The sequence below is a fragment of the Methylobacterium sp. ARG-1 genome (assembly GCF_001262595.1).
Taxonomy (GTDB): domain Bacteria; phylum Pseudomonadota; class Alphaproteobacteria; order Rhizobiales; family Beijerinckiaceae; genus Methylobacterium; species Methylobacterium brachiatum.
The window spans coordinates 29,846-50,453 of record NZ_LHCD01000015.1 but is presented as its reverse complement, the minus strand read 5'-3'; the positions used below and the strand labels follow the sequence as shown (position 1 = coordinate 50,453).

Genomic DNA, 20,608 nt, shown 5'->3' with positions numbered 1-20,608 from the left:
ACCCGACATGGCCTTACCCGACGAGACCACTGAAGTGCCGCTGCTGTCCGGCCAAGGCGACCTCAAGAGCGACGTGCGCCTGCTGGCCTTCCAAGTGTCGTTGCTCGACAAGAAGCTCGACCGATTTTTCGATGAAGTCAAAGCCAACTATGCGTCAAAGAGCGACCTGAAAAACCTCAAAGACGACGTAGACAAGCTCAACGCTAACATCGGATGGCTTGTTAAGATCATCATCGGCGTGGTGGTCGTGGCCATACTCGGCTTGGTAATCGTGAAAGGGGGAGCTGTTCCCCGATGATCTGGCATAACCCCACTCCGGAAGCCATGAAGCCGACCCCGTCCGACGTCGACCTGTACGCTCGCGCCCTGTCGCTGTCGCATGGGTCGCGCAAGACGCCCATGCACATGCACGTGGCCAACCTCCTGTACTGGGGGATGATCGCGGTCGCGTTCGGTTGGGTCTTCTCGATGACCATCGATCGAGAGATCCCGGTCCGGCAGATCTCCCGCGAAATCGTAAACCCGGACAAGCAGGTCCACGTCGGCGAACGCCTGCTGGTGCGCGGTGTCCGCGATCGAAAGCGCTCCTGCGAAATTGCGCGGCGGTGGTGGATCATCGACGGCGCCGGCCGTCGTATCGACTTCGAGACCGAGCGCTTCGATGCCTATGGGCCGCTCGGTCGCGAAGAAGAGGTGATCGGCCCCTACATCCCGCTCGATGCCGTGCCGGGCCGTGGGCGCCTCCAGGGTGTGGTCGCCTACGACTGCAACCCGCTTCAGCGCGCCCTGGGCTGGTCGATCGTTGCGATCCTGCCCCCGCTCGAGTTCGAGATCGTGCCGCGCTCGCCGGCGCCGAAGTGACCTGTCCGCCCGTCGGCCAGGATCTGAGCGGTGTCTACTGCCTGATCGCCCTGCTGGTCGGCCTCATCGTCGGCAACCGGACCGCGGCGAAGGAGCCGCCCCGGGAGTGATCCGGTCCACAACCCTCGCCATCCAGCACGCCGGAGCCAGCGCCGGCGTTCGCTGTTCCGTCGCCCGGCGGGCCGAGCTCGCCCACACGCTGGCATCCCCTGAAGAGGAAAGCCCCATGTCCATCAAGATGCGCATGACCGTCGTGGCCGTGAACAAGCTCGGGCTCGGCGAGGAGGAGGTGCGTATGCGCCCGTCCGACAAGCCCGAGAACAAGGAGCTGAACGAGACCTGGTCCGTCGAGAACCGGCAGACCGATGCCGAATTCAACATGATGGTCACGGTCCCAGCCGAGAAGGGCCAATTCAGGATCGGCGAGGAATACGACATCACCTGGTCGAAGGTCGCCGCCCGTAAGTAGCACCGCCGGTCTGACCCGAAGGCCCTGCCGGCATCGCGCAGGAGCTGCAGCACCGTCGGCCGCCAGATCGGTAGCCGCTGGCCCGCGGCTTGCGATGCTCCCGTGGTTCCTCCCGAACCACCTTCAACCCGCCCGGCTCACAAGCCGCGGCGGGTTTTCTTGTTGCACCGCAGCACTACAATTGGCCTTGGCGCCCGTCTCAACAGCTGGCGCCATCAGAGCCTCGGGCTCCGCGGTGACACCTTTGTCCGAGGCTGAAAGCCCGCCCGATCCAGCATCGTGGCGGGCTTTCCTGTGCTCGCTTTTGCGGTATGGTCCCGGTGATTCTCGACTTCCCCTTGGATTCGAGATCAAAATCTTCAGCCCCGCCGGCAGCCGCCGCGCGGGGCTTTTTCGCTCTCGGCTGACGGATCCCTTTTGCCCAATCGGAGTTTGTCCGCCGCTTCAGGAGTTTCCTGTCGCGTTATCCTGGCAGGAGAACCCTATGACCAAGATCGCTTTAGCTGCCGCCATCGCAATGTCCCTCACTGGTCCGGTACTCGCACAAGGCGTCGTGGAAGCTCCAGCGGGTGCGGTCGTCGCGGTGCCGCCGCCGGGTGTGCCGGGCGTCGTAACCCAGCAGCCTGGGTCGACCGGTTCGGCGCCTGCAGTCACCTATTCGCCGACCGGCCGCGCGGCAGATGGCATCGCGACGGACTCCGCAGCAGCTGGCAACGAGGGGCAGCCCTCTCGCGTTGGCTCCACCGGCAGCGGTGGCTCCAAGTAACTTGCGCGTCACATCTCTGGAACGAGCCTTGCCAGAGCAGCTCTTAGTTCGTTCCTGAGACCACGAACCTCCTCAGCCCGCCCGGTTCGCCGCGGCGGGCTTTTTCGTGTCGGTCGCACCAGCGATTGCTCGTGGGACAGGAACAACCCTTCCATCAATTAAAATGCTGTCGTTAGCTACAAGCGGAGCGCAACATTTTTCTACAATCACTGGGGAGATGAGACACACCACGATATGACTGAGCAACGGTCGGTTTTGCGGCACGCCATCATCCTCCCGGCTTTGTGTTGGCGCGGTGATGGAGCTGAGTTTCACGCCGTCACAGTCGATATTTCGGCTGAGGGTATTCGGATGCGATCGGCGACGATCCCGCCGGTAGCGGCGCAGCTCGGCTGCTCGATCCGTGGCGTTGGGGAAATGGAGATCCGCGTCGTGCGGTCGGGAACCGCCGACTTCGTCGTGCGGGTGGTGGGCCGCGGGGCCACCGCCGGAGAGGTGGTGCGCAGCCTGGTGAGCTTGGCGCGGTTGCAAGCTCCCCCTCCCGACGAGGTGCGCGTTCACCGGCGCGTCGTTCCCAAACACAGGAACGTGCAGGTTGCACTTGCGGACGGCACGGGTGTGCCTGCACGGATCTTGAACCTTTCGGCCTCGGGCGTGGCGCTACAATTGGATGCTTCGTTGGAAATCGGTCAAACGATCGTGATTGGGCGGCATCAGGCGAAAGTCGCACGCCGGATCGATGGCGGCATCGGTGCGGCCTTCCTTGCGCCCTTCGAGGAAGGGGCGGTGGGCGAGCATACGATGCTTTGACGGTAGTTATGGCCCACTGCCGGTGGCCGGATGATCGGGAGCCACAGACCCGCCGGCGGAGCTACGAGACGTTCCCCCCACCCCCTCAGCCCGCCGGTAGCCGTCGCGCTGAGATTTTTTTAATCCTAGCGCGATAGAAGCAGCCCAGATCCAGCTGGCTCGCCCCCGACCCGTTGGATCTGAAAGCCCGCCCGGTTCGCCGGCGCGGGCTTTTTCGTGGCGTGCGCTTTCAGGCGCTGACGATCGCTGAAACGCCGTCCTCGATGTAGTCGATATCGAAGGCGCCACCCCATGAGCTTCCTTCGCGGCGGACAGCTACGAACCCTCTTGGCATGCTGACGACGGACACATCCCGGTCGCTCCTCATCCATGCAAGATCGCTGGCCTCTGCGACGTACGCCGTACCTGCCCGGTGGCAAACCGGGCATATCAACCTAATCTGGACCGTCTGGCTCATCTTCAGAGCATGCCACGTGCGTTCGAAGCGACCAAGGTCGACGATCCCGGCGTGGGACGGGCGGAGCCCATGTACCTAACCGTCGTCGTAATTGGTGGGCCCCATCCTGCATCCCAAGCCGCGTTGCGTATCAGCTCGACCGCTGGTGAGATCGGACGCTCCCCGGCCCCGTGAGCAGATCGGGGCGGGGCCGAGCGGGCGCGGCGCCCGAATCTTCGCACAGCCACCGAACCAGCATCGGCTCTAGCCTACGTCCTGCAGTTGCGGCGCCTACCTCAACTGCGGGATGAACTCTGTCTGCCGTTGCGGTTCGAAGTAGGACAACGGCAAGCCACAGAAGGCCGCAACCATCGCGCTGGAAAGCCGTAACTCTGTGACGATTGCGTCGGTAGTCCTTTTGCCGGCGCCGACGACTACCTCCACCACTTTCCTCAAGAGCGATGGGGTCTCAAGCGGCATCGTGTCGTCAAACGGCTCGGATGTGCGCCATTTCTTGTACGAAATCTGCTTATAAAGGCTCGTAATTTGCGCCTCATCGAAGATGCCAAGATCGCGACAACGAAGGATCATCGCCTGAATGGCAACCTTCCACCGAGGCTTGAGGTCGCGGAAGGCGTCAAGACGCGGCGTGTAAACTTCATTTGGGAACGACTGCCGGGGCATCAGCAGCGCACTCGCGAAACGATGTGCCTCGACTTCGATGATCTTAAGAACCTTGGGATCCTCTATATCTTCCGGCGCGATGAATCGATGCAAGATGAGGTGGCCTAGTTCATGCGCTGCATCGAACCGCGCTCGCACGGCGGACTGCTTCTCGGAAGACAAGAAGATGAACGGTCGAGGCCCGTTCCAAAATGAGAACGCCTCGATCTTCTGGCCTTCCATCTTAAACCGACAGACCGTAACGCCGTTGTTTTCCAAAAGCCCGATGACGTTGGAAATCGGCCCCAAACCTAGGCCCCATTGCCGGCGGCACACTTCCGCAGCCTCCTCAATCTCGTCGTCATCGTACCGATCACCGCTACGCGGCGTGACGGTTGGAAGGTTGATGGCGGGGAAACCAACGAAGTTGTAAAGGTAGCAAGCGGTCTGAACGAACCACTTCCCTAGAACTTCGCTCATCAGATTGCGCCGCTTGGTGTCCGCGCCGAACGAACGGAAGAACCGCGTGCTGTAGTCACCGAAGGATGCTGGGTCCTCAGCGGTGAAGTAGGCCAACGGCTGCATCACGGCGTCAGCGATCCGAGCCATCGTCTCGGGTTCGGGAGTCTTGTCGCCAGCCTCATACGCGGAGATTGCCTGCCGGCTCACGGAAACCGCGTCGGCAAGCTCGGTCTGGTTCAGGCCGCGCGCGATCCGTGCGTCCCGCAGGCGAGACGGCACAAGACCGCGGACATTTGGCTTTGATGGAAAGGAGATAACGTTAGGAGACGTCATTGTCCTTGCGCCACTTTTCGATCTCTTCCTTGAGCGCCAGCGCCGTGTTGAATTCCGTCGCCTCGGTCGGCGGCACCGTCTCGGGCACGACGTGCGGCAGCGTCAAGAGGTTGGGGGTTTTGTAGATCCAGTCGCGCCGATAGACGGCGTGGGGCACGGCCAAGTGCGCGAACTCGAGGTTCTTATGGCCGTGGATCAGAAGGAAGTGCGGCACTCCCTGAACGGCGCGAGTGTCGTCGAACTCAGAGAGGTCGAAGAACGGCGCGTTGCTGAGCCGCCCGTTCTCACGAAAGACGACGTTCCTCGGCTGCTTGCCGGGGTTGGCGACCTGACTGATCGTCAGCACCGCGTGCGACAGCCGGATCTCAAGGTAGCGGCCGGTCGGCTGGGCGAAATCCCGCCAACGGTATTCATAAGGCCAGCGCTGTGTCTTGAGCAGCTGCTCAATCCCAAAATCGACCGCCCAGCTGATGAGCCGGCCGCGGTTATCGCGAGCAGACTGAACGTTCAGGATCGGCTCGCCCTTAGCCATGAGCTGCGCCGCTTCATAGGCCGTCTTGAGCGTCGGGACGATAAGCGCCCGAACGGCAGCGGGGACTTGGTCCTTGAGAAATTCCTCGGCGCTGACAGCGTCCATAGGGCGTCACAGTAGCAAGAGTGCGTTCGCAACCATATTAGAAATATGAACAGTTTTGTCAACCAGACTGGAAATGGGCGGGTGAGCTTGCTACTCAATTCCGGAGCGAACTTCTCTCTTCGGCAACCATTCGGCCGTACCCCGCTGGCATGTCCGACCTCCCGCCCACCGTCGCCTCCTGGCGCGACCAGCTCGAACGCCTGTCGCCGCACGCCTCGCCCTGCCGCTACATGCCGCCGGCGCGCTGGGCGGCTGTTCGGGAGGCCGCGATCGATTTCTGCGACCGCTTTGGGGCCGACGCTCATGCCCTTGGCTGGACAGCGCCGCAGCTGTTCGGTGTTCACGCGCAGCACGGCACCCTGCGAGTCGACTATTGCGGGGCGGTGATTACCGGCAGCGACAAGGCGCTCGGCGTCGAGGCAAACCGCGTCATGTACGAGCGCACGTCGAGCTATGGGGACCGGCAGGGCCAGGAATGGGGCCCGCCGATCTGGGAATTCGCGGCGAAGGCGGGTTAGTCCCGCACCTCGCTCGGCCCTAGCTCCGCGATGAGCGCTCGGCCGGCGGCGGTCAAGAACCACTCAGCCTGCCGCCGGCCCGGTCCGCGCACGTTCCGCACCTCGACCAAGCCCATCTCGGCCAGCATCGGCATGTAGGTCGGAGAGGCCTGATGCCGGAGCCCCTGCGGATGGGCGGCGCAGGCCCGAAGCGCCAGGAGCGCGCGGCCGCGGATCGGGGCGTGCGGTTCGGTGGGCATGGCGACGCCGAGCTATGGCGACCCGGTACTCTTCAACCAAGAGCAAGTTGGTGCTGGCTTCACCACGCAGCCCGGAGACCTGCGGAGACGACTTGTGCGGTGGCGCCCGAGCGCAGATCGCCCGTGTAGCCCAGCGACAGCTGAACGCCCTCCGCGACCGCGCCCATCAGGCTTACCCCCAGGACCGCACCGTCCCGGCCCAGCGCGCTCGTCCGGCTCGCGAACGCCGCCCCGAACAGTCCCGAGCGCACGACCGTGTAGGTGTCGGCCAGCTCGTGCGCCCAGTACGCTCGGCCCTCCAGGCGCAGGTCTGGAACGCCCGCAAACGCCACGCTCGTCACGCGCCCGCCGACGAGGCTGCGCGCTGCGTCGAGATCCGCCACCGCGAAGCCCTGACCGCCGAAACCCTGGTTGACCAACCCGCCCCGCTCCGCCACTGGGCCCCGCGTCAAGCGATCGTAACTGAAGCCCACCTCCGGTACGACCTCGACCGGCAGCCCCGTGGCCAGCGCGTAACCTGCAAAGCCCGACACCCCGCCGTTCCAGCCGGACGAAAGGCCGCTCGCCTGCGACACCGCCGAGCCCAGTGCTACCGTCCGGTCGATCCGCCCGTCCGCGTACGACACGCCCGCCGTGCCGCGCAGCACCACCGCGCCCAGGCGGGTGCTTGCGTAGAGAGTGCCGCCATAGCTGTCGGTGGTGAACCGACCCAGCCCCGCGCCCCGCGACGTGCCGCCCTCGCGCAGGTAGCTGAACGCCCCGCCCACCTCTGTATCCGCCCCGACCTGCTGGTCGACGCCGAGCAGCAGGCCGCCCGTGTCGAACCCGGCACCCGACGCCACCCGGTCGCCGGCCCGCGCCCCGAACCCGTACAGCGCGTCGGCCCAGACCCGGCCATCGCCCACCGCCAGCGGCCGATCGGCCGCCCCAGCGCCGCCACGCACCTGCAGCGCTGTGCCGTTCGGGCCCAGGCCAGGATCGCCTGCGCTGAACGCCGTCGCGCCTCCTCCCAGCCCTCGCTGGTGCCGGTCGATCGTATCGGTGATTAGCCGGCGTGCGGCGAGGTCGGTCATCACCGCGTCGCCGTAGCTCTGGCCCGACAGGCTTGCCAAGCCGCCCGGCAGGGTTGCCGGATTGGCTGCATAGAGCGGGTCGAACACCCGCGCCTGCGCCGCGTCCGGCCGCGTGGCGGCGGCCGGGCGGGCTACGTCGAGGGCGGCGCCCACCGCCTGAGCGTTGCCAGTCTGGGCGAGGCCGAGCCCGGCGAGATTGCTGTAGGCGGCTGGCGTGACCACCAGGTCGAGGCCGGTGGCGGAATAGAGTGCGTCGAAGCGCGTGCCGACCGGTAAGCCTGCCGTTGGCTGGGCGAGCCCGGTGAACGAGCCCGACAGCCCTCCTTGGGCTGTGAGCACGCCGAAGCGCTGACCGAGCGCTGGGGCGAAGCTGTTGGTGGCATTGCCGGTGATGCCGCGCAGGACCGGCACCAGGGTGCCGTTGGCCGCGACCGTGCCAGTGCTGCCCAGCGCCAGGAGGCGCGCGTAGCTGCCTGCGCCGGTGCCGGTGCCCGGGCCGTCGATGTCGAGCCCAAGGCTGCTGCCGGGGGCGAACGCCACCGGGCCGAGCACGGTGAGGGTGCCGGGGGAGTTGCCCGGCCGCAGGGCGCCGGCGACTGCGACCGGCGCCGCGATGGTGCCGATGCCGCGCAGCGTGCCAGCGGCCGCGACCGCGACCGGCGAGGTCCAGAGCCCGTTGAGCGTGAGCGTGCCAGCCTGGATCGTGGTCGGGCCGGAGAAGCGGCCCGTGCCGGTGAGCGTGAGCGTGCCGGTGCCGGCCTTGGTCAGACTGGTCGGGCTCGCGGTCTCGAGGATGGCGCCAGCGTAAGTGGAGGAGGCCGCGCCCGTAACCGTGAGGGCGCCGTTGCCCAAGACGGCACTCGCCGGGCCCGTGAAGTTGTTGAGCGTGAAGGCGGTGCCGCCGAGGTCGACGGCGCCGGTATTGGTCAGGCTAGTGAGACCGACGAGCGAGCCGGTGATCTGTAGCAGGCCGGCATTGGTCAGCGTGCCATCGAACTTGCCAGACAGGCGGGCGATGCCAGCGTTGGTCAGGTCGGTGGTGAGGGTGCCGTCGCTTGTGATGAGCCCAGCATTGTTCAGGCCCGCGTCCGCGGTGAGACTGGTATTCTGGTCGATGAGGATGGTGCCAGCGTTACTGAGCGATCCGGCTAAGCTGTAGGCGCCGCCATCGGTGACGGCGAGGGTCGCGCCAGCAGCGTTGGTCAGGATGCCGTTGCTGGCCACAGATCCAGAGATGGCGAGTAGGCCAGCATTGTTGACGATGGGTCCGTCGATCTGGCCAGTGCTGGCCAGCACGGTGCCGGTATTGGTCAGACCACCGCTGATCGTGCCACTGGTGCCGAGCGTGCCGTTGTTGGTCACGCCACCGCCGATGGCGCCGCTGTTATAGGCCGTGCCAGCGTTGGTCAGACCGCCCGCGATGGCGCCGGTGTTGCTCAGGACACCATCGTTGATCGCCCCGCCCGCGATCGTGCCGCTGCTGATCGCGGCGCTGCTATTGACAAGACCGCCGGCGATCGCGCCGCTGTTGCGAAGGACACCACTGTTGATTACGCCACCGCTGATAATGCCAGCGTTCAGTGTCAGCCCGGCATTGGTCAGGCCGTTGGTAATGATGCCGTTGTTGCCCAGGCTGCCGCTGTTAGCTACGCCGCCAGCAATCAATCCGGAGTTGAAGGCCAGACCGGTATTGATCAGGCCGCCAGTGATAGTTCCGCTGTTATTGAGAGCACCGAGGTTGCCAATTCGGCCGGAGATCACGCCAGCATTGAGGAAGCTCGCTCCCTCCCCGACGAGTACGGGTGCGGCAAGGCTGCCGGTTGTCGTCAGCGCCAGCGTACCGGCATTTACGAGCGCGCCTCCCGTGAAGGTGTTAGCGGCTGACAGGACGGCGGTGCCGGATCCAGTCTTGATGAGCATGCCCGGCTGGCTGCCATCAGCGATCGAGCCCGCGAAGGTCGCGGTGCCGAAGTCGATCTGTAGGGTGCCGCTGCCGTTGAGGGTAACCGGGCGTGCGGTGGCGAAGCCGTCGGCCAAGACCTCGAGGGTGCCGCCGCCCAGAGTCAAGCCGGCAGCAGTGGCGCCGAGATTGGCGTCGCGGGAGACGGCCAGGGTGCCGCCGAGGATTGCGGTGCCGCCGGTGTAGGTGTTGTTGCCGGCGAGTTCGAGCGTGCCGAGCCCGGTCTTGTTCAGGCTCCCAGGCCCGGAGATGTCGCCGCCGAGGCTCGCGACATCGAGGGGGTTCAGCGCCGTCGTGCTCATCAGAAATACGGGAAGGCTCGTCGTAAATTGCGAGGCCAAGCTCAAGCTGCCTTGCAGTGCGATCATCGGCTTCGCGACTAGATCCGCGCTCTCGGGGGCGATGCGCTGATAGCCCGCGAACCCGCTATCGGCGTCATAAACGAGATTGAAGCCGCGGAGGATAGTGATCGTCGTGTTGATATAGGTCGCGCCTGTATCGGTCGGCTTCTTGCTCTCGGCATAGACCTCGCCGACCGGCGCGAGCGGATTGCCGGTGTCGCCGACTCTAAAGCTGTAGAGCGCCGCGGCCGGGTCTATACGCCCCGGCATGTAGACGGTCACGAGGGTTCCCTTGGGGATCCTCGCACCGGGCTTAATGCTGCTGCCGTCCGGAAGTTTGATATATGAATCGTAGAGGCCGGTATCAGGCAGGACGGTCCCGGAACCGATCGCCCCCCCGGCCTGCAAATCGCCCGGCGTCATTTGCCACTCGATGGCGTTTCCCGACGTCGGACCGGCCGCCAACCTGATGAACGTCGTCCCTTGCGTGTTGGCTGCCGTTAGGCCGAGTTCGATCCCGTTCTGGGTTATGATATAACCACGCACGAGCTTTGAGGCGTCACCAGTTGAGATGGTGTTGATGTTGAGCAAGGGGTTCGCATCCGGCGTCCCATTGGGAAAACCGGCTGCTTCACGACCGAAGCCGACACCGAACATCTGAGTGGTAATCCGGCCTGCCACAGGGACGCCATCCTTTGTCTCGGAAAGCACCTGCAATATTGGAACGACCGCGGTAGCGATGACATCGTTTGTGCCAGGCATATAGAATTTGACGGTTGTTTCGTAGAGATTTCCCGTCAAAACTCGATTGCTGCTTGTATATGTGATCTGTCCTGGCCCGACCGAAACTTGGCCGGCGGCGGGCTGCCAAGCCGTGGAGTCTTTGCCAATAGCGATGCCGGTGGACCCGGTATCGACCATAAAATTGTGTGGCCCCTTGCTGTCGAAGCCGACGCTTAGCACCGCACCGCTGGTGGCGCCGCTTGAGAAATCGATGGGCTGCGCGAACGGGACCGTCACGCTGGTTGAGCGGTCGGAATAAAGGCCCCAGGGCAAACCCTGTGCATGCCCGGTTGCAGCCGACATCGAGAACGCTACTCCCGCAAGCAGCGTTGCGCAAAAGCGGTTAGAGTATGTCGACGCCATCGTCCCAGGCTTCAAATAATCAGTTCGTGATCGCCCAGAAAAGAAATGGAAACATTAAGGATGTGTAAACGAGGCTAATAAGTAGCCGACACGGCCTTACCCCATCTGCCGCGACTCTGCGCTTGCAAATTGCCTGGGACTCTGGGGTCAAATTTACGGCCGTTGGTTGTTGTGTGGGACCAAGAGGATCGCGGTATGGACCATGTTGCGCTTATAGGCGTTCCGGTCGGTGAGGAGCGCATCCTGGGAGCCTTTGTGGCTCGCGATCGCCGCGACCAGGTCGAGCGTCCAGCCTTTCGCGAGCGGATATGATTCGGTCGTCAGATCGGCGAGCACCGCATCGACCGCGGCGGTAATCTCGTCGTCCGTGACGTCGGAGGTTTTCCGAAGGTCGGAGATGGTCGGGTTCGAGGCCTGACCCCGTCTACCGCCATAGGGTAGGGGGCGTCGAATCGGTGGGACCCCAGAGGCAAAAAACCCAATGATTCCGTGCGAGACTTCCGGGTCCCACCTTAGTCTAAGGTATTGATATCTTAGACTCGGCGCGGTCCCCTTGGGAGCGCCACCGGCGCATTTTCAGCAAGTTCTGAAAGCAATCGACCGGGAGTGGGATTTGTACCCGCGTCCTCGGTCGGACCACGCCACATCTGGGCGGCATGCTCGACTGGGCTGCTTGCGTGCTCCCCGCACTTCACGCCGATTGTATCCGGGGGGGGGCGCGGCTGCGCGGCGTCACCGTGATGCTCACGTGTCTTCCGCCGCTTCCCTGTCTTGGATAAGGCGGATCGGACGGACGGATCGCGCGGCGACCTCGGTTTCCACCCAGAGGCGCGCTGCATCGGCATGCGCGTGGTCCGTGAAAGCTGCGGGCCTCGGCGGCCATTCCGAGCCTGCCTGAACGACGTAGCCGCGGGCACCGATGGAACACGGTCCGACATAGCCGAACACCTTGCCGAACGCGTCCACGAGGTCGGTGCAGTGGACCGGGCCCGTGACCCAGCGGAGATCAGGCATCGCCGCCCCTCTGTAGGATCGTATCGGCGCGAACCTGGTCATGCAGCAGGTTCCGTAAATTAATATGACCGCCGCCATGGCACCAGATCTGCGGAATATGGCTTCTCGAGCGGGCGCTTGGAAACGCGGGATTACTTTCTGACCCGTCACACGCGGGATCTGCTATCGGGGCTCGAGGTCGATCGGAGCGACATCCGTGAACAGCATCGACATCCGGCGCTCGCCCCTGCGCATCGTTGGGCTGCTCGCGGCCAGCTGCGGCTTCGTCGCCGTCGGCCTCGGGATGCTCTATGCCCATCCCGGCAACGGGCGGCGCGCCGCGGCACCGGGCAGTTTCACCGAGGTCGTGGCATACGGAAGCATCGCCCTCTTCGGTCTTTGCGCGGTCCTGCTCCTCCCGAAATTGTTTCAGCCTGGCCCGGTAGTGTCCGTCGGGTCGCGCGGGATCTTTGATCGCAGGCTGTCGACGGATTGGATCCCGTGGGAGGCGATCCGCGCGATCACGCCCGTGCAGATCCAGCGGCAGCGCATGCTGGTCCTTGAGGTGGATCCGAACGCCGACGCGGCTCTGCCCTGGACTAACTGGGCACGACGTATGGCGCGCGTGAACCGGGCGTTCGGGCCGTACGGCTACTGGATGGCCGCCGCCGATCTGCGCGGCGGCTTCCCGGCATTGGCCGCGGCGGTCACGCAGGGCCGAACCTGCGCTGAATCTCCTGGAGCGTCGGCACCATCGCCGGCCCGTAGAGATCCTTGAACGGCTCGTAGCTGGTTATGAACTGCGCGGCCTCCGCGGGGCTCAGCGCGTCGTCCACGAGCTTGCTCTGCAGGTCGCCGCGAGCGACGCCCCTTCGGCCGGGGCTTCGATCAGGAACCGCTCGGCGATCTCGCCGACGATGAAGTCCGGCCGATAGCGCTCGATCATCTCGTAGTCGAAGGCTACGGAATGCACGAACGTCACGTCCCGGACGTACAGGGCGATGCCGTAACAGAGATACAGGTTCGCGAACGAGTCGCCGAAGATCAGCAGGCGATGAGCGGCGCCCTGTGGATTGACAATCCGCGTCACGCATCCCCGGTTCTGGAGGCCGTTGGTCGTGACCGCCAAGCTCGGGCCGTTCGCGATGACGCGTTCGCTCAGGGTCGGATGGTCCTCGCCCGGTTCGAAGAGGTCGAAGCTCGCAACGGGTCTCGTCGACCAGGTCGGCTCGAAGGCGTCCGTATCCAAACCCAAGGTCCGAACGATCTCGCGCGACGCTTCATAGCCGCCATACGCCGTCGTGTGGTTATCGCCCTGGTGATAGAAGTCACCGGCATTCTGCTGCTTGACGTGGTCGTAAAAGATGTAATGCGCCCAGCCGACATTGGCGAGAAACGTCGCAAATCTCTTTGGCGTTACATGGAAATTGTCGGGCAGATATCTCTGATAGAGGCAGGTCTTCTCCGGCATGATGAACGTCTTGGTCCGCGAACCGTAGCGGGCCGTTCTCGAACGCAGGACGTTCGACCATTGGTGGGTGACGCTGGCCGAAGCGCGGATCAGGCCCACCATCTGCGACAGGGAGAAATTGTTACCGTCGCCCAGAAAGCGCCACCCCGCGTTGCCCATCACGACGCGTGGAAAGTTGGGAGGCGGTGGATCGAGCGAAGGCATCGCGTACACTTACGCAGGCTCCGCCGAGGTTACTACCGTCATCGGCGGCCCGCGTAAGCTTTGGCCTGTCCCTGCGCCCAGAGGGCATTCCCCCGATGCCAACATGTTTCGCCGAACGGGCCGTGGTCCATCTCATTCAGGGTCCGAATATCGATTCAGCGGAGCCTTTCGAGAGTTAAAAAATTCAAATCGATAGAAAATCGATCGAAAATACACTCGATACCCATGCAGAAGATCCCAATTCGGCCGGAACATGACTCATAAGCACCCATAACCGGACGGAAAAATGCCATAAACGCAGCATAAATCTATTTCATATCAATTTTTAATCTTTGTCCTTAGCGGTTTGATCAGAAGCGGGACGTAAAGGAGCGACCACGTCAGCGTGATCAGGCCATTCGGTCCGCATCGGTTAGTAGAGGAGTGCCGAGGTAGTGTACGTCGTCATGGATGAGCGGTCGATGGTGACCGACGGTTACGTTGCGAGCTTCAGCAGAGAAGGCGTATCCGCGGTCGGACTACTGGCATCCGATTTCAAGGGCTGGCTGCAGACGGCTCAAGAACCGGATCTGGACGCCGTCCAGGGCTTCCTCCTCGGTGATTGCGCGCAGCGATCCAGCCTCCCCGACCTCATCCACAAACGGTCCCGGGCGCCGATCATTGCCATGATCGAGACGCGCAGCCTGACCGAGACCCTGGACCTGTTCACGGCCGGCATCGACGACGTCGTCCGCAAGCCGGTCCACGTGCGCGAGATCATGGCCCGGACTGAATCGGTCTGGCGGCGCTCACAGCGCTCACAGCATGCGACCGCCCGGGAAGCCGCGGATCGGACCGAGCGGCTGAGAGTGTATTTCGACGGCCGCGACCCGGATATCGACGGGGAGAAGATCGCCCTGCCGCGACGCGAGCGGCAGATCCTCGAACTTCTGATTCGCAATCGCGGCCGCAGGCTGACGAAGGAACAGGTCTTCAACGCCGTCTACGGTGCTTTCACGAGCGACGTCGATGAGAGCGTCGTGGAGAGCCACATCAGCAAGCTTCGCAAGAAGCTCCGTGAAAAGCTGAGCTTCGATCCGATCGAGGTCCGTCGCTACCTCGGATACGCGTTCGTGAGCTGATCGAGCGCGACCGGATTCTCGAAGGACGGCGGATCCCTTGCCCGGCCGTCCCCCGCTGTCGACGGGGAGCGGGAGCCGAAGCCACGGGATATCCGAGGCACACCACGCACGGACACCGTTTCGCGGTTTACGGTGCCTGCACGGTGTAGGTCGGTGGCGTCGTCCGATGGCGCGATCCATTCGGGAACGCCGATCTTCCCTGCGCGCCGCGGCGAAACCGCGCTCGCGCGCTCCAGCGCGCCCTACTCAATCAACGCATCGGCCTTCGCCAGGAGCGAGGGCGAGATCGTCAAGCCCAAGGCTGCCGCGGTCTTGAGGTTGATGACGGTCAGAAAGCGTTCGCTCGCCTGCACGGGCAGGTCGCCGACCGCGGCCCCTCTCAGGATCCGGTCGATGTAGCCGGCGGCCTGCTGCACGTCCCGGGCCACGCTGGTGGTGTAGGCGGCGAGACCGCCGAGCTGGACCTGTGCCGCGTAGGCATAGACTGCGGGCAGCCGGAGCCTGGCGGTCAGATCGATGATCTGGCGGCTGTAGACGCCCGTGATCGCATCCGGCAGCACGATCAGGCCGGCTTGGGGCTCCGCGGCGAGGTGGGTGACCGCCTGCTCGATTTCGGCGGCATCGTGCACGCCGCTGGCCTCGGCCCGGATACCGAGACCCGGGCCGGTCCGTGCGAGTTCGGCGGCGTAACCGGCAAAGCGCGTCGGATAATCCGGGTTGATGATGGCGCGCGCCCGCGTCACGCTCGGGCTGAGTTCCTTCAGAAGCTGCAGCCACTTGCCGACGAACGTGTAGTCGAAGTTGCTGAAGCCGGTGAGGTTGCCGCCCGGCCGCGCCAAGCTGGTCACGAAGCCGCCGCCGACCGGATCCTGCACCTGAATGAACACCACCGGGGTCGTCGTGGTGGCCTGCTTGACGGCGGTCGTGCCGACGACGCCCTGCGAGAAGATCAGGTCCGGTTTGGCCGCCAGCAGCTCGCTGGCTTGCCGGCGCATCTTCTCGGCATCGCCGTCGCCCAGCCGCAGGTCGACCGTCAGGTTCTGGCCCCAAGTCCAGTTGAGCCGCCCCAGGCTGTCCTTGAGCGTATCGACGATGATCGGCACGTCGGGATGGCTCTCCCCGTAGACCAGGAGGATACCGAGCCGGCGACGCGCCGGGGTCTGCGCGCATCCGGTTGCCGGCCAAGCGGCCGCGCCACCGAGGCTCGCGAGGACATCGCGGCGTCTCATCCGGCTGCCCTCGGTGCGCGGGGGCCTGGGTGGTCGTGCTTTTGGCAGGTCGTAGGACAGGGCATCCTGCAAGGCGCTCGGCGGATGGGGCAGGGGACCTCGAGTGTCCGCCATCGCGGCCGGCGGGTCGAGGGTGCGATCGTGTTCAGCGCACCTCGATGCGCGTTCCGGAGGCTCCGTTGAGCAGCCGCTTGAGATGGAAGGCCGACAACGCATCGTCGGGCCGCAATCCGACCAGCGCCGCGAAGGCCGGCATGGCACCGGCCTCGCCGGCTTCCAGCTTGGCGAAGGCGTCGAGGTAGCGGCTCAGCGTCTCGCCGTCATATTCCTCTTCGGTCAGCGGCTCGAAGGCGCGCAGCGCCCCCTGCTTCCCGCGCAGGAGGAGGTCGCCGACCGGTCGGCCGCGAAACTGCTCGGCCCGGATCACCACGCTCTGGCTGACGCAGATCCGTGTGCCGAAGGCCTTGTTGGCGTTCTCCAGGCGGGCGGAGGTGTTGATGGTGTCGCCGTAGGCCGTGTAGTCGAAATAGCGGCCGCCGCCGAAATTCCCGACGATGGCCGGCCCGGCATGCACGCCGATCCGCGTCGCGCCGATCTCGATCCCCCGATCCCGCCAGCGGGCCCGGAACGCCTCTGAGGCCGTATCGAGGGATAGCGCGCAGGCGACCGCTCGGGCCGCGTGGTCCGGCTGGTCGCCCGGTGCCCCGAACAGGACGTGGAGCGCGTCACCGACGATCTTGGCGACGGTGCCCTCGTGGGCGAACACGAGATCGGTCATCTCGGCGAAGTAGCCGTTCAGGATCTCGGCGAGCTGGGCCGGGTCCAGGCTCTCCACGAGCCCGGTGAAGCCGGCGATGTCGGTGAAAAGCGAGGCCACTTCGCGCCGAACGCCCCCGAGCTCCAGCCCCGACGTGTCCCCCGCCAGGCGCTCGGCGAGATTGGGCGAGAAGTACCGCGCCAGCGAAGCGTGTGCGCGCTCGGCCATCATCTGCCGTCGGCGCCCCTCGCGCAGGCTCCCGACGTGCCGGAGCGTCCGCTCGATCGTCGTCTCGAGATCGGTGAAGTCGATCGGCTTGGTGAGGAAGTCGAAAGCCCCGCGATTCATGGCGGTACGGATGTTGGCCATGTCGCCATAGGCCGAGACGATGATGGTCGAGGGCTTGTCGTCGGATTCCTGCAGCTTGGCGAGCAGTGTCAGCCCGTCCATGCCGGGCATGTTGATGTCCGACACGACCAGGTCGACATCGCGGTTCGCGCCGAGCAGCTCCAGGGCCTCGTGCCCGTCATGGGCGAACAGGAAGGTGACTTGGCCGCCGCGGATCTGGCGCCGGAATTTCTGGGTGATCAGCGCCTCGAGATCCGGCTCGTCGTCGACGACCAGGATCTTGGCGGGCGGCAGGTCGGAGGTCATGCCGGCCCCGCGACGGAGGCGAGGCGGCTCTCGATCTCGGTCCGCAGCAGGTCGAAATCGATCGGCTTGGTGATCAAGTCCACAGCACCGCTGGCCAGGACCTTCTGGCGGGTCTCGGCATCGCCGTAGGCCGTGATCATGATCACCGGGACATCGGGGCGCGCTTCGCGCACCAGCGGCAGGAGTTCGAGCCCGGTCATGCCCGGCATGTTGATGTCCGAGAACATGAGGATGAGGCTTGCACCGTCCGAAGCTTTGACGCAGGCCAGCGCCTCGGGGGCCGAATGCGCGAATTGCATCGCGAAGCGCCCGGCGCGGAGCTCGCGGCGGAATTGCTGCCGGAACAGGTCGGTGACGTCGGGCTCATCGTCCACGACGAGGATGAGGACGTTCATGGCTCGCTCTTGGCTGGGGCGATGTTGGGGCGCGCATGCGTCGCGCCATCGCGGGGCAGCGTGATCGTGAATTCGGTGAACTGCCCGGGCTCGGTGCCGACATCGATCGACCCGCCATGCTGCTTCACCAGGATGTCGTGGCTGAGCGACAGGCCAAGGCCCGTGCCCTCGCCGGCCGGCTTGGTGGTGAAGAACGGGTCGAACATCTTGGCCTTCACGCTGTCCGGGATCCCGGTGCCGTTGTCCCGGACCCGGATCTCGACCCTGTCGCCGAGATCGCGGGTGGTCACCGACAGGGTCGGCTCGTAGCCCGGCTCGGCTCCGGCCGCCTTGCGCTTCTCGGTGGCGTAGAACCCGTTCGACATCAGGTTCAGGAGAACGCGGGTCAGCTCCTGCGGGTAGACATCGGCAGAGCCGGCCACCGGATCATAATCGCGCACGAGGGTGATGTTGAAGCTCGGCTGCGCCGCCCGGGCACCGTGATAGGCGAGGTTCAGGCTCTCCTCGACCAGGGCGTTGATCTCGACAGGGCGGTGCTCGCCGGATCCGGAGCGGGAATGCAGCAGCATGTTCTTGATGATTGAGTCGGCGCGCTTGCCGTGCTGCACGACCTTGCCGAGGTTGCCCTTGAGCAGATCGGCGATCTCGTCGACCTCCGCGCGGGTCTTCGCGTCCAGGTTTGCAGGTTGCAACACCTCCTGAAGCTCGTCGACCAGCTCGGACGATAACGACGCGAAGTTGTTCACGAAATTCAGCGGGTTCTTGATCTCGTGCGCGATGCCCGCCGTGAGCTGTCCCAGGGAGGCGAGCTTCTCGGACTGGATCAGCCGGTTCTGGGCCTTGTGGAGATCCTCGAGCGAGGTGTTGAGGTCGCGGGTCCGCTCCTCGACTTTGGCCTCCAGGGTCTCGTAGGATTCCTGGACCCGGCTTGCCATAAGGTTGAAGCGGTCGGCCAAGGTCTCGATCTCGTCGCCGGTGCGGATCACGATGCGCTCCGAGAGGTCCCCGGATCCGAAGCGTTCCGCGCCGTCCTCGAGCTGCCGTATCGGCACAACCATGCGGTGGGCCAGGAAGGTCCCGGCCACCGTCGCGAGCATCACTCCGAGCCCCATCAGCGACAGGGTCTGAACGATCGAGGCATAGAGCGGCGCCATGGCCTCGCCAAGCGGCAGCTGGACGAAGACGATCCAGTCGACGCGCGGGATGGTGGCATGGGCCGCCAGCACTGAACCGCCGTCCAACGCGGTGGCAATCTCGTAATCGGCCGCGTCCGCGTTGCCCGCGGAGCCGCGTGCGGACAGGGCGGCCGCCACTTCCGGCAGGCTCGACAGGTCGGTGTCGCGCAGAACCAGGCTCAGATCCGGGTGGGCGATCAACCGGCCCGTGGCGGTGACCACGAAGGCGTAGCCGCCCGAGCCGTTGTGAATGCTGCTGACGACGTCCCAGATCAGCTTCAGGTTGACCTCGGCCATCGTCACGCCGGGGTCGCGTCCGGCATGGGCCACCGACACGGTCATGTACGGCTCGGAGCCCCGCCGGAAGTAGACCGGACCGAACCAGACCTTTCCGGCGATCGCCTGGGTGAAGGCCGGCGCCGCGGAAAAATCCTTGCCGCTGCCGACCGCGTCCGGTTCCAGCCGCGAGACCCGCAGCTGCTCCTTACCGCCCGGATCGAGATAGGCGACCTCCGTGATGGCGGGGGCCTGCCGCAGCAGCCGGATGAAGTCGTAGCGCTGCTGCTCGGGGGAGATCCGGCGCCACTCGGCCCGGGTGGTCCAGCCGATCTGGCTCTCGATCTCGGAGATGAAGGCCTCGACCCGCTCCGCCGCGGCGTGCGCCTTCTCCCGCTGGACCTCGATCGCGTTCCGCTTGGCGTCGCCGTAATTCAGGAACAGGTCGACGGCACCGTTGATCAGCAGGACGAGGGTCACCAGCCCGACGAAGGCAACCGCGAACTTCGCCGCGAGTGGCAGGCGGAAGCGCTCGGCGGCTGTGCTCCCCTGGGACGGAGCCGCATCACGCGCCGTCATTCGACGATCTCGTCCGCCTGGGCGAGCAGCGCCGACGAGATGGTCAGCCCCAGAGTGCGCGCGGTCTTGAGGTTCACGATGAAATCGAACTTCGTCGGCGCTTGAACCGGGAGCGTCGCGGGTTTCTCGCCGTGGAGGATGCGATCCACGTAGGATGCCGCCCGGCGCACCGCGTCGGCCGGGTCAGGGCCGTACGACATCAGGCCGCCGCGGTGGGCGAAGCGCCGGATCGCGAAGACCGTCGGGACGCGATGCTGGGCCGTCAGGGCGACGATGCGGTCGCCGTTGGCTTCGCTGAAGGTGCCGGGCGCCACGATCAGCCCGGCATCCCCCCGCCGGCCGAGGCCTGCGACGACCGGATCGATTGCGTCGGCGGTGGTCACCAAGACCACCTCGATCTCGACGCCGATGGCCGCCCCGGTGGTCGTCAGCGCTTCCGAGTAGAAGGCGCCGCGCCGGACCTCCGTGTTCGGGTTGGACAGCAGCGTGACGTGGCGGATCGTCGGCGCCGCCTCCCGGAGTGCGGCCAGCCATTTCCCCGCCAGCGACGCCTCGTACAGGGTGAAGCCGGTGATGTTTCCGCCGGGCCGCTGCAGGCTGGCGACGTAGCCGGACGCGACCGGATCGGAGGCGCCGACAAAGACGATGGGGATCGTCTTCGTCAGGGCGGACAATGCGGACAGCTGCGCGTTGAGGAAGGCGAAGATCACCTGCGGGTTCGACTGCACGATCTCGGCCGCCAGCGCGCGGGTGCGCTCGACATTCGCGCCGCCCCAGCGATCATCGATCTGCAGCATCGTCCGTCCGTGATCGCGCAGGGCCGACCGGAACGTGTGCGCGAGCGAGCGGCCCTCGGCGCCTCCATCCACGAACGGCCAGAGCGTCGCCACGCGCGGCTGCTCCTGCGCCCACGGAGCCAGCGGCCAGCCGGCCGCGGCCCAGGACAAGCCGGCGATGATGGTCCGCCGCCTCATCCGATCACCGCGCCGGCTTTTCCGTCATCACGACTCAAACCCGGACACCCCCGCCGCTCGGACGGG

Annotated in this window: 19 protein-coding genes; 7 read left to right on the top strand and 12 right to left on the bottom strand. The window is 65.3% G+C overall.

The features are described from left to right. Positions 1-7 precede the first annotated feature (7 nt). From AKJ13_RS15405 to AKJ13_RS15390, 4 genes are all read left to right on the top strand, one after another. Positions 8-298: a hypothetical protein gene (locus tag AKJ13_RS15405; RefSeq protein WP_050734135.1), complete on the top strand. Its 291-nt coding sequence runs from the start codon at positions 8-10 to the stop codon at positions 296-298. Then, a complete protein-coding gene (locus AKJ13_RS15400) occupies positions 295-861 on the top strand; it encodes a hypothetical protein (RefSeq protein ID WP_144426264.1) in 567 nt (188 codons plus the stop codon). The genes AKJ13_RS15405 and AKJ13_RS15400 overlap by 4 nt, the downstream gene beginning before the upstream one ends. Positions 862-1,087: 226 nt before the next feature. Next, the gene (locus tag AKJ13_RS15395) at positions 1,088-1,330 is read left to right on the top strand and encodes a hypothetical protein (RefSeq protein WP_050734133.1); all 243 of its coding nucleotides are present in this window, start codon (positions 1,088-1,090) and stop codon (positions 1,328-1,330) included. 1,000 nt (positions 1,331-2,330) lie between these two features. Beyond that, a complete protein-coding gene (locus AKJ13_RS15390) occupies positions 2,331-2,906 on the top strand; it encodes a hypothetical protein (RefSeq protein ID WP_050734132.1) in 576 nt (191 codons plus the stop codon). Positions 2,907-3,633: 727 nt separating this feature from the next. Here the strand turns inward: AKJ13_RS15390 and AKJ13_RS15380 are convergent. Together AKJ13_RS15380 and AKJ13_RS15375 are read right to left on the bottom strand one after the other, a co-directional pair. Then, positions 3,634-4,800 carry an ImmA/IrrE family metallo-endopeptidase gene (locus tag AKJ13_RS15380; RefSeq protein ID WP_082316966.1) on the bottom strand — a complete coding sequence of 389 codons (1,167 nt, stop codon included), beginning with the start codon at positions 4,798-4,800 and terminating at the stop codon, positions 3,634-3,636. Further along, positions 4,787-5,437 (bottom strand): hypothetical protein, encoded by a 651-nt coding sequence (locus AKJ13_RS15375; protein WP_050734129.1) that lies wholly within the window; start codon positions 5,435-5,437, stop codon positions 4,787-4,789. Before AKJ13_RS15375 ends, AKJ13_RS15380 begins: the two co-directional genes overlap by 14 nt. A 149-nt stretch (positions 5,438-5,586) precedes the next feature. Here AKJ13_RS15375 and AKJ13_RS15370 point away from each other — a divergent pair, with 149 nt between their 5' ends. Then, entirely contained in the window at positions 5,587-5,955 is a 369-nt protein-coding gene (locus AKJ13_RS15370) for a hypothetical protein (protein ID WP_050734128.1), read from the top strand. Here AKJ13_RS15370 and AKJ13_RS15365 read toward each other — a convergent pair. The 4 genes from AKJ13_RS15365 to AKJ13_RS15350 all read right to left on the bottom strand — a co-directional run bounded on the left by AKJ13_RS15365 (position 5,952) and on the right by AKJ13_RS15350 (position 11,728). Further along, the gene (locus tag AKJ13_RS15365; protein WP_050734127.1) at positions 5,952-6,194 is read right to left on the bottom strand and encodes a hypothetical protein; all 243 of its coding nucleotides are present in this window, start codon (positions 6,192-6,194) and stop codon (positions 5,952-5,954) included. The genes AKJ13_RS15370 and AKJ13_RS15365 overlap by 4 nt on opposite strands. Before the next feature lie 59 nt (positions 6,195-6,253). Then, positions 6,254-10,654, bottom strand: coding sequence for an autotransporter outer membrane beta-barrel domain-containing protein (locus AKJ13_RS30450; protein WP_160320604.1), 4,401 nt, complete (start codon positions 10,652-10,654; stop codon positions 6,254-6,256). 213 nt (positions 10,655-10,867) lie between these two features. Continuing rightward, complete coding sequence (locus AKJ13_RS32650) at positions 10,868-11,050, bottom strand: hypothetical protein (RefSeq protein ID WP_244471614.1); 183 nt, start codon at positions 11,048-11,050, stop codon at positions 10,868-10,870. A gap of 408 nt (positions 11,051-11,458) precedes the next feature. Beyond that, the gene (locus AKJ13_RS15350; protein WP_050734125.1) at positions 11,459-11,728 is read right to left on the bottom strand and encodes a hypothetical protein; all 270 of its coding nucleotides are present in this window, start codon (positions 11,726-11,728) and stop codon (positions 11,459-11,461) included. A gap of 196 nt (positions 11,729-11,924) precedes the next feature. Between AKJ13_RS15350 and AKJ13_RS15345 the strand changes: the two genes are divergently transcribed. Continuing rightward, positions 11,925-12,485, top strand: coding sequence for an STM3941 family protein (locus tag AKJ13_RS15345; RefSeq protein ID WP_050734124.1), 561 nt, complete (start codon positions 11,925-11,927; stop codon positions 12,483-12,485). 42 nt (positions 12,486-12,527) lie between these two features. Here the strand turns inward: AKJ13_RS15345 and AKJ13_RS15340 are convergent, their stop codons facing one another. Further along, entirely contained in the window at positions 12,528-13,391 is an 864-nt protein-coding gene (locus AKJ13_RS15340) for a hypothetical protein (protein ID WP_144426263.1), read from the bottom strand. A 425-nt stretch (positions 13,392-13,816) separates the two neighbouring features. Here AKJ13_RS15340 and AKJ13_RS15335 point away from each other — a divergent pair, with 425 nt between their 5' ends. Beyond that, a complete protein-coding gene (locus tag AKJ13_RS15335) occupies positions 13,817-14,503 on the top strand; it encodes a response regulator transcription factor (protein WP_050734122.1) in 687 nt (228 codons plus the stop codon). A 242-nt stretch (positions 14,504-14,745) separates the two neighbouring features. Here the strand turns inward: AKJ13_RS15335 and AKJ13_RS15330 are convergent, their stop codons facing one another. The 5 genes from AKJ13_RS15330 to AKJ13_RS15310 all read right to left on the bottom strand — a co-directional run bounded on the left by AKJ13_RS15330 (position 14,746) and on the right by AKJ13_RS15310 (position 20,542). Further along, entirely contained in the window at positions 14,746-15,732 is a 987-nt protein-coding gene (locus AKJ13_RS15330) for an ABC transporter substrate-binding protein (protein WP_050734121.1), read from the bottom strand. Between the two features lie 145 nt (positions 15,733-15,877). Continuing rightward, positions 15,878-17,143, bottom strand: coding sequence for an adenylate/guanylate cyclase domain-containing protein (locus AKJ13_RS15325; RefSeq protein ID WP_050734120.1), 1,266 nt, complete (start codon positions 17,141-17,143; stop codon positions 15,878-15,880). Next, positions 17,140-17,538: a response regulator gene (locus tag AKJ13_RS15320; protein ID WP_050734119.1), complete on the bottom strand. Its 399-nt coding sequence runs from the start codon at positions 17,536-17,538 to the stop codon at positions 17,140-17,142. The genes AKJ13_RS15325 and AKJ13_RS15320 overlap by 4 nt, the downstream gene beginning before the upstream one ends. Further along, complete coding sequence (locus AKJ13_RS15315) at positions 17,535-19,568, bottom strand: ATP-binding protein (protein WP_050734118.1); 2,034 nt, start codon at positions 19,566-19,568, stop codon at positions 17,535-17,537. The genes AKJ13_RS15320 and AKJ13_RS15315 overlap by 4 nt, the downstream gene beginning before the upstream one ends. Then, positions 19,565-20,542, bottom strand: a complete 978-nt coding sequence (locus AKJ13_RS15310) for an ABC transporter substrate-binding protein (RefSeq protein WP_050734117.1) — start codon at positions 20,540-20,542, stop codon at positions 19,565-19,567. Before AKJ13_RS15310 ends, AKJ13_RS15315 begins: the two co-directional genes overlap by 4 nt. Positions 20,543-20,608 lie beyond the last annotated feature (66 nt).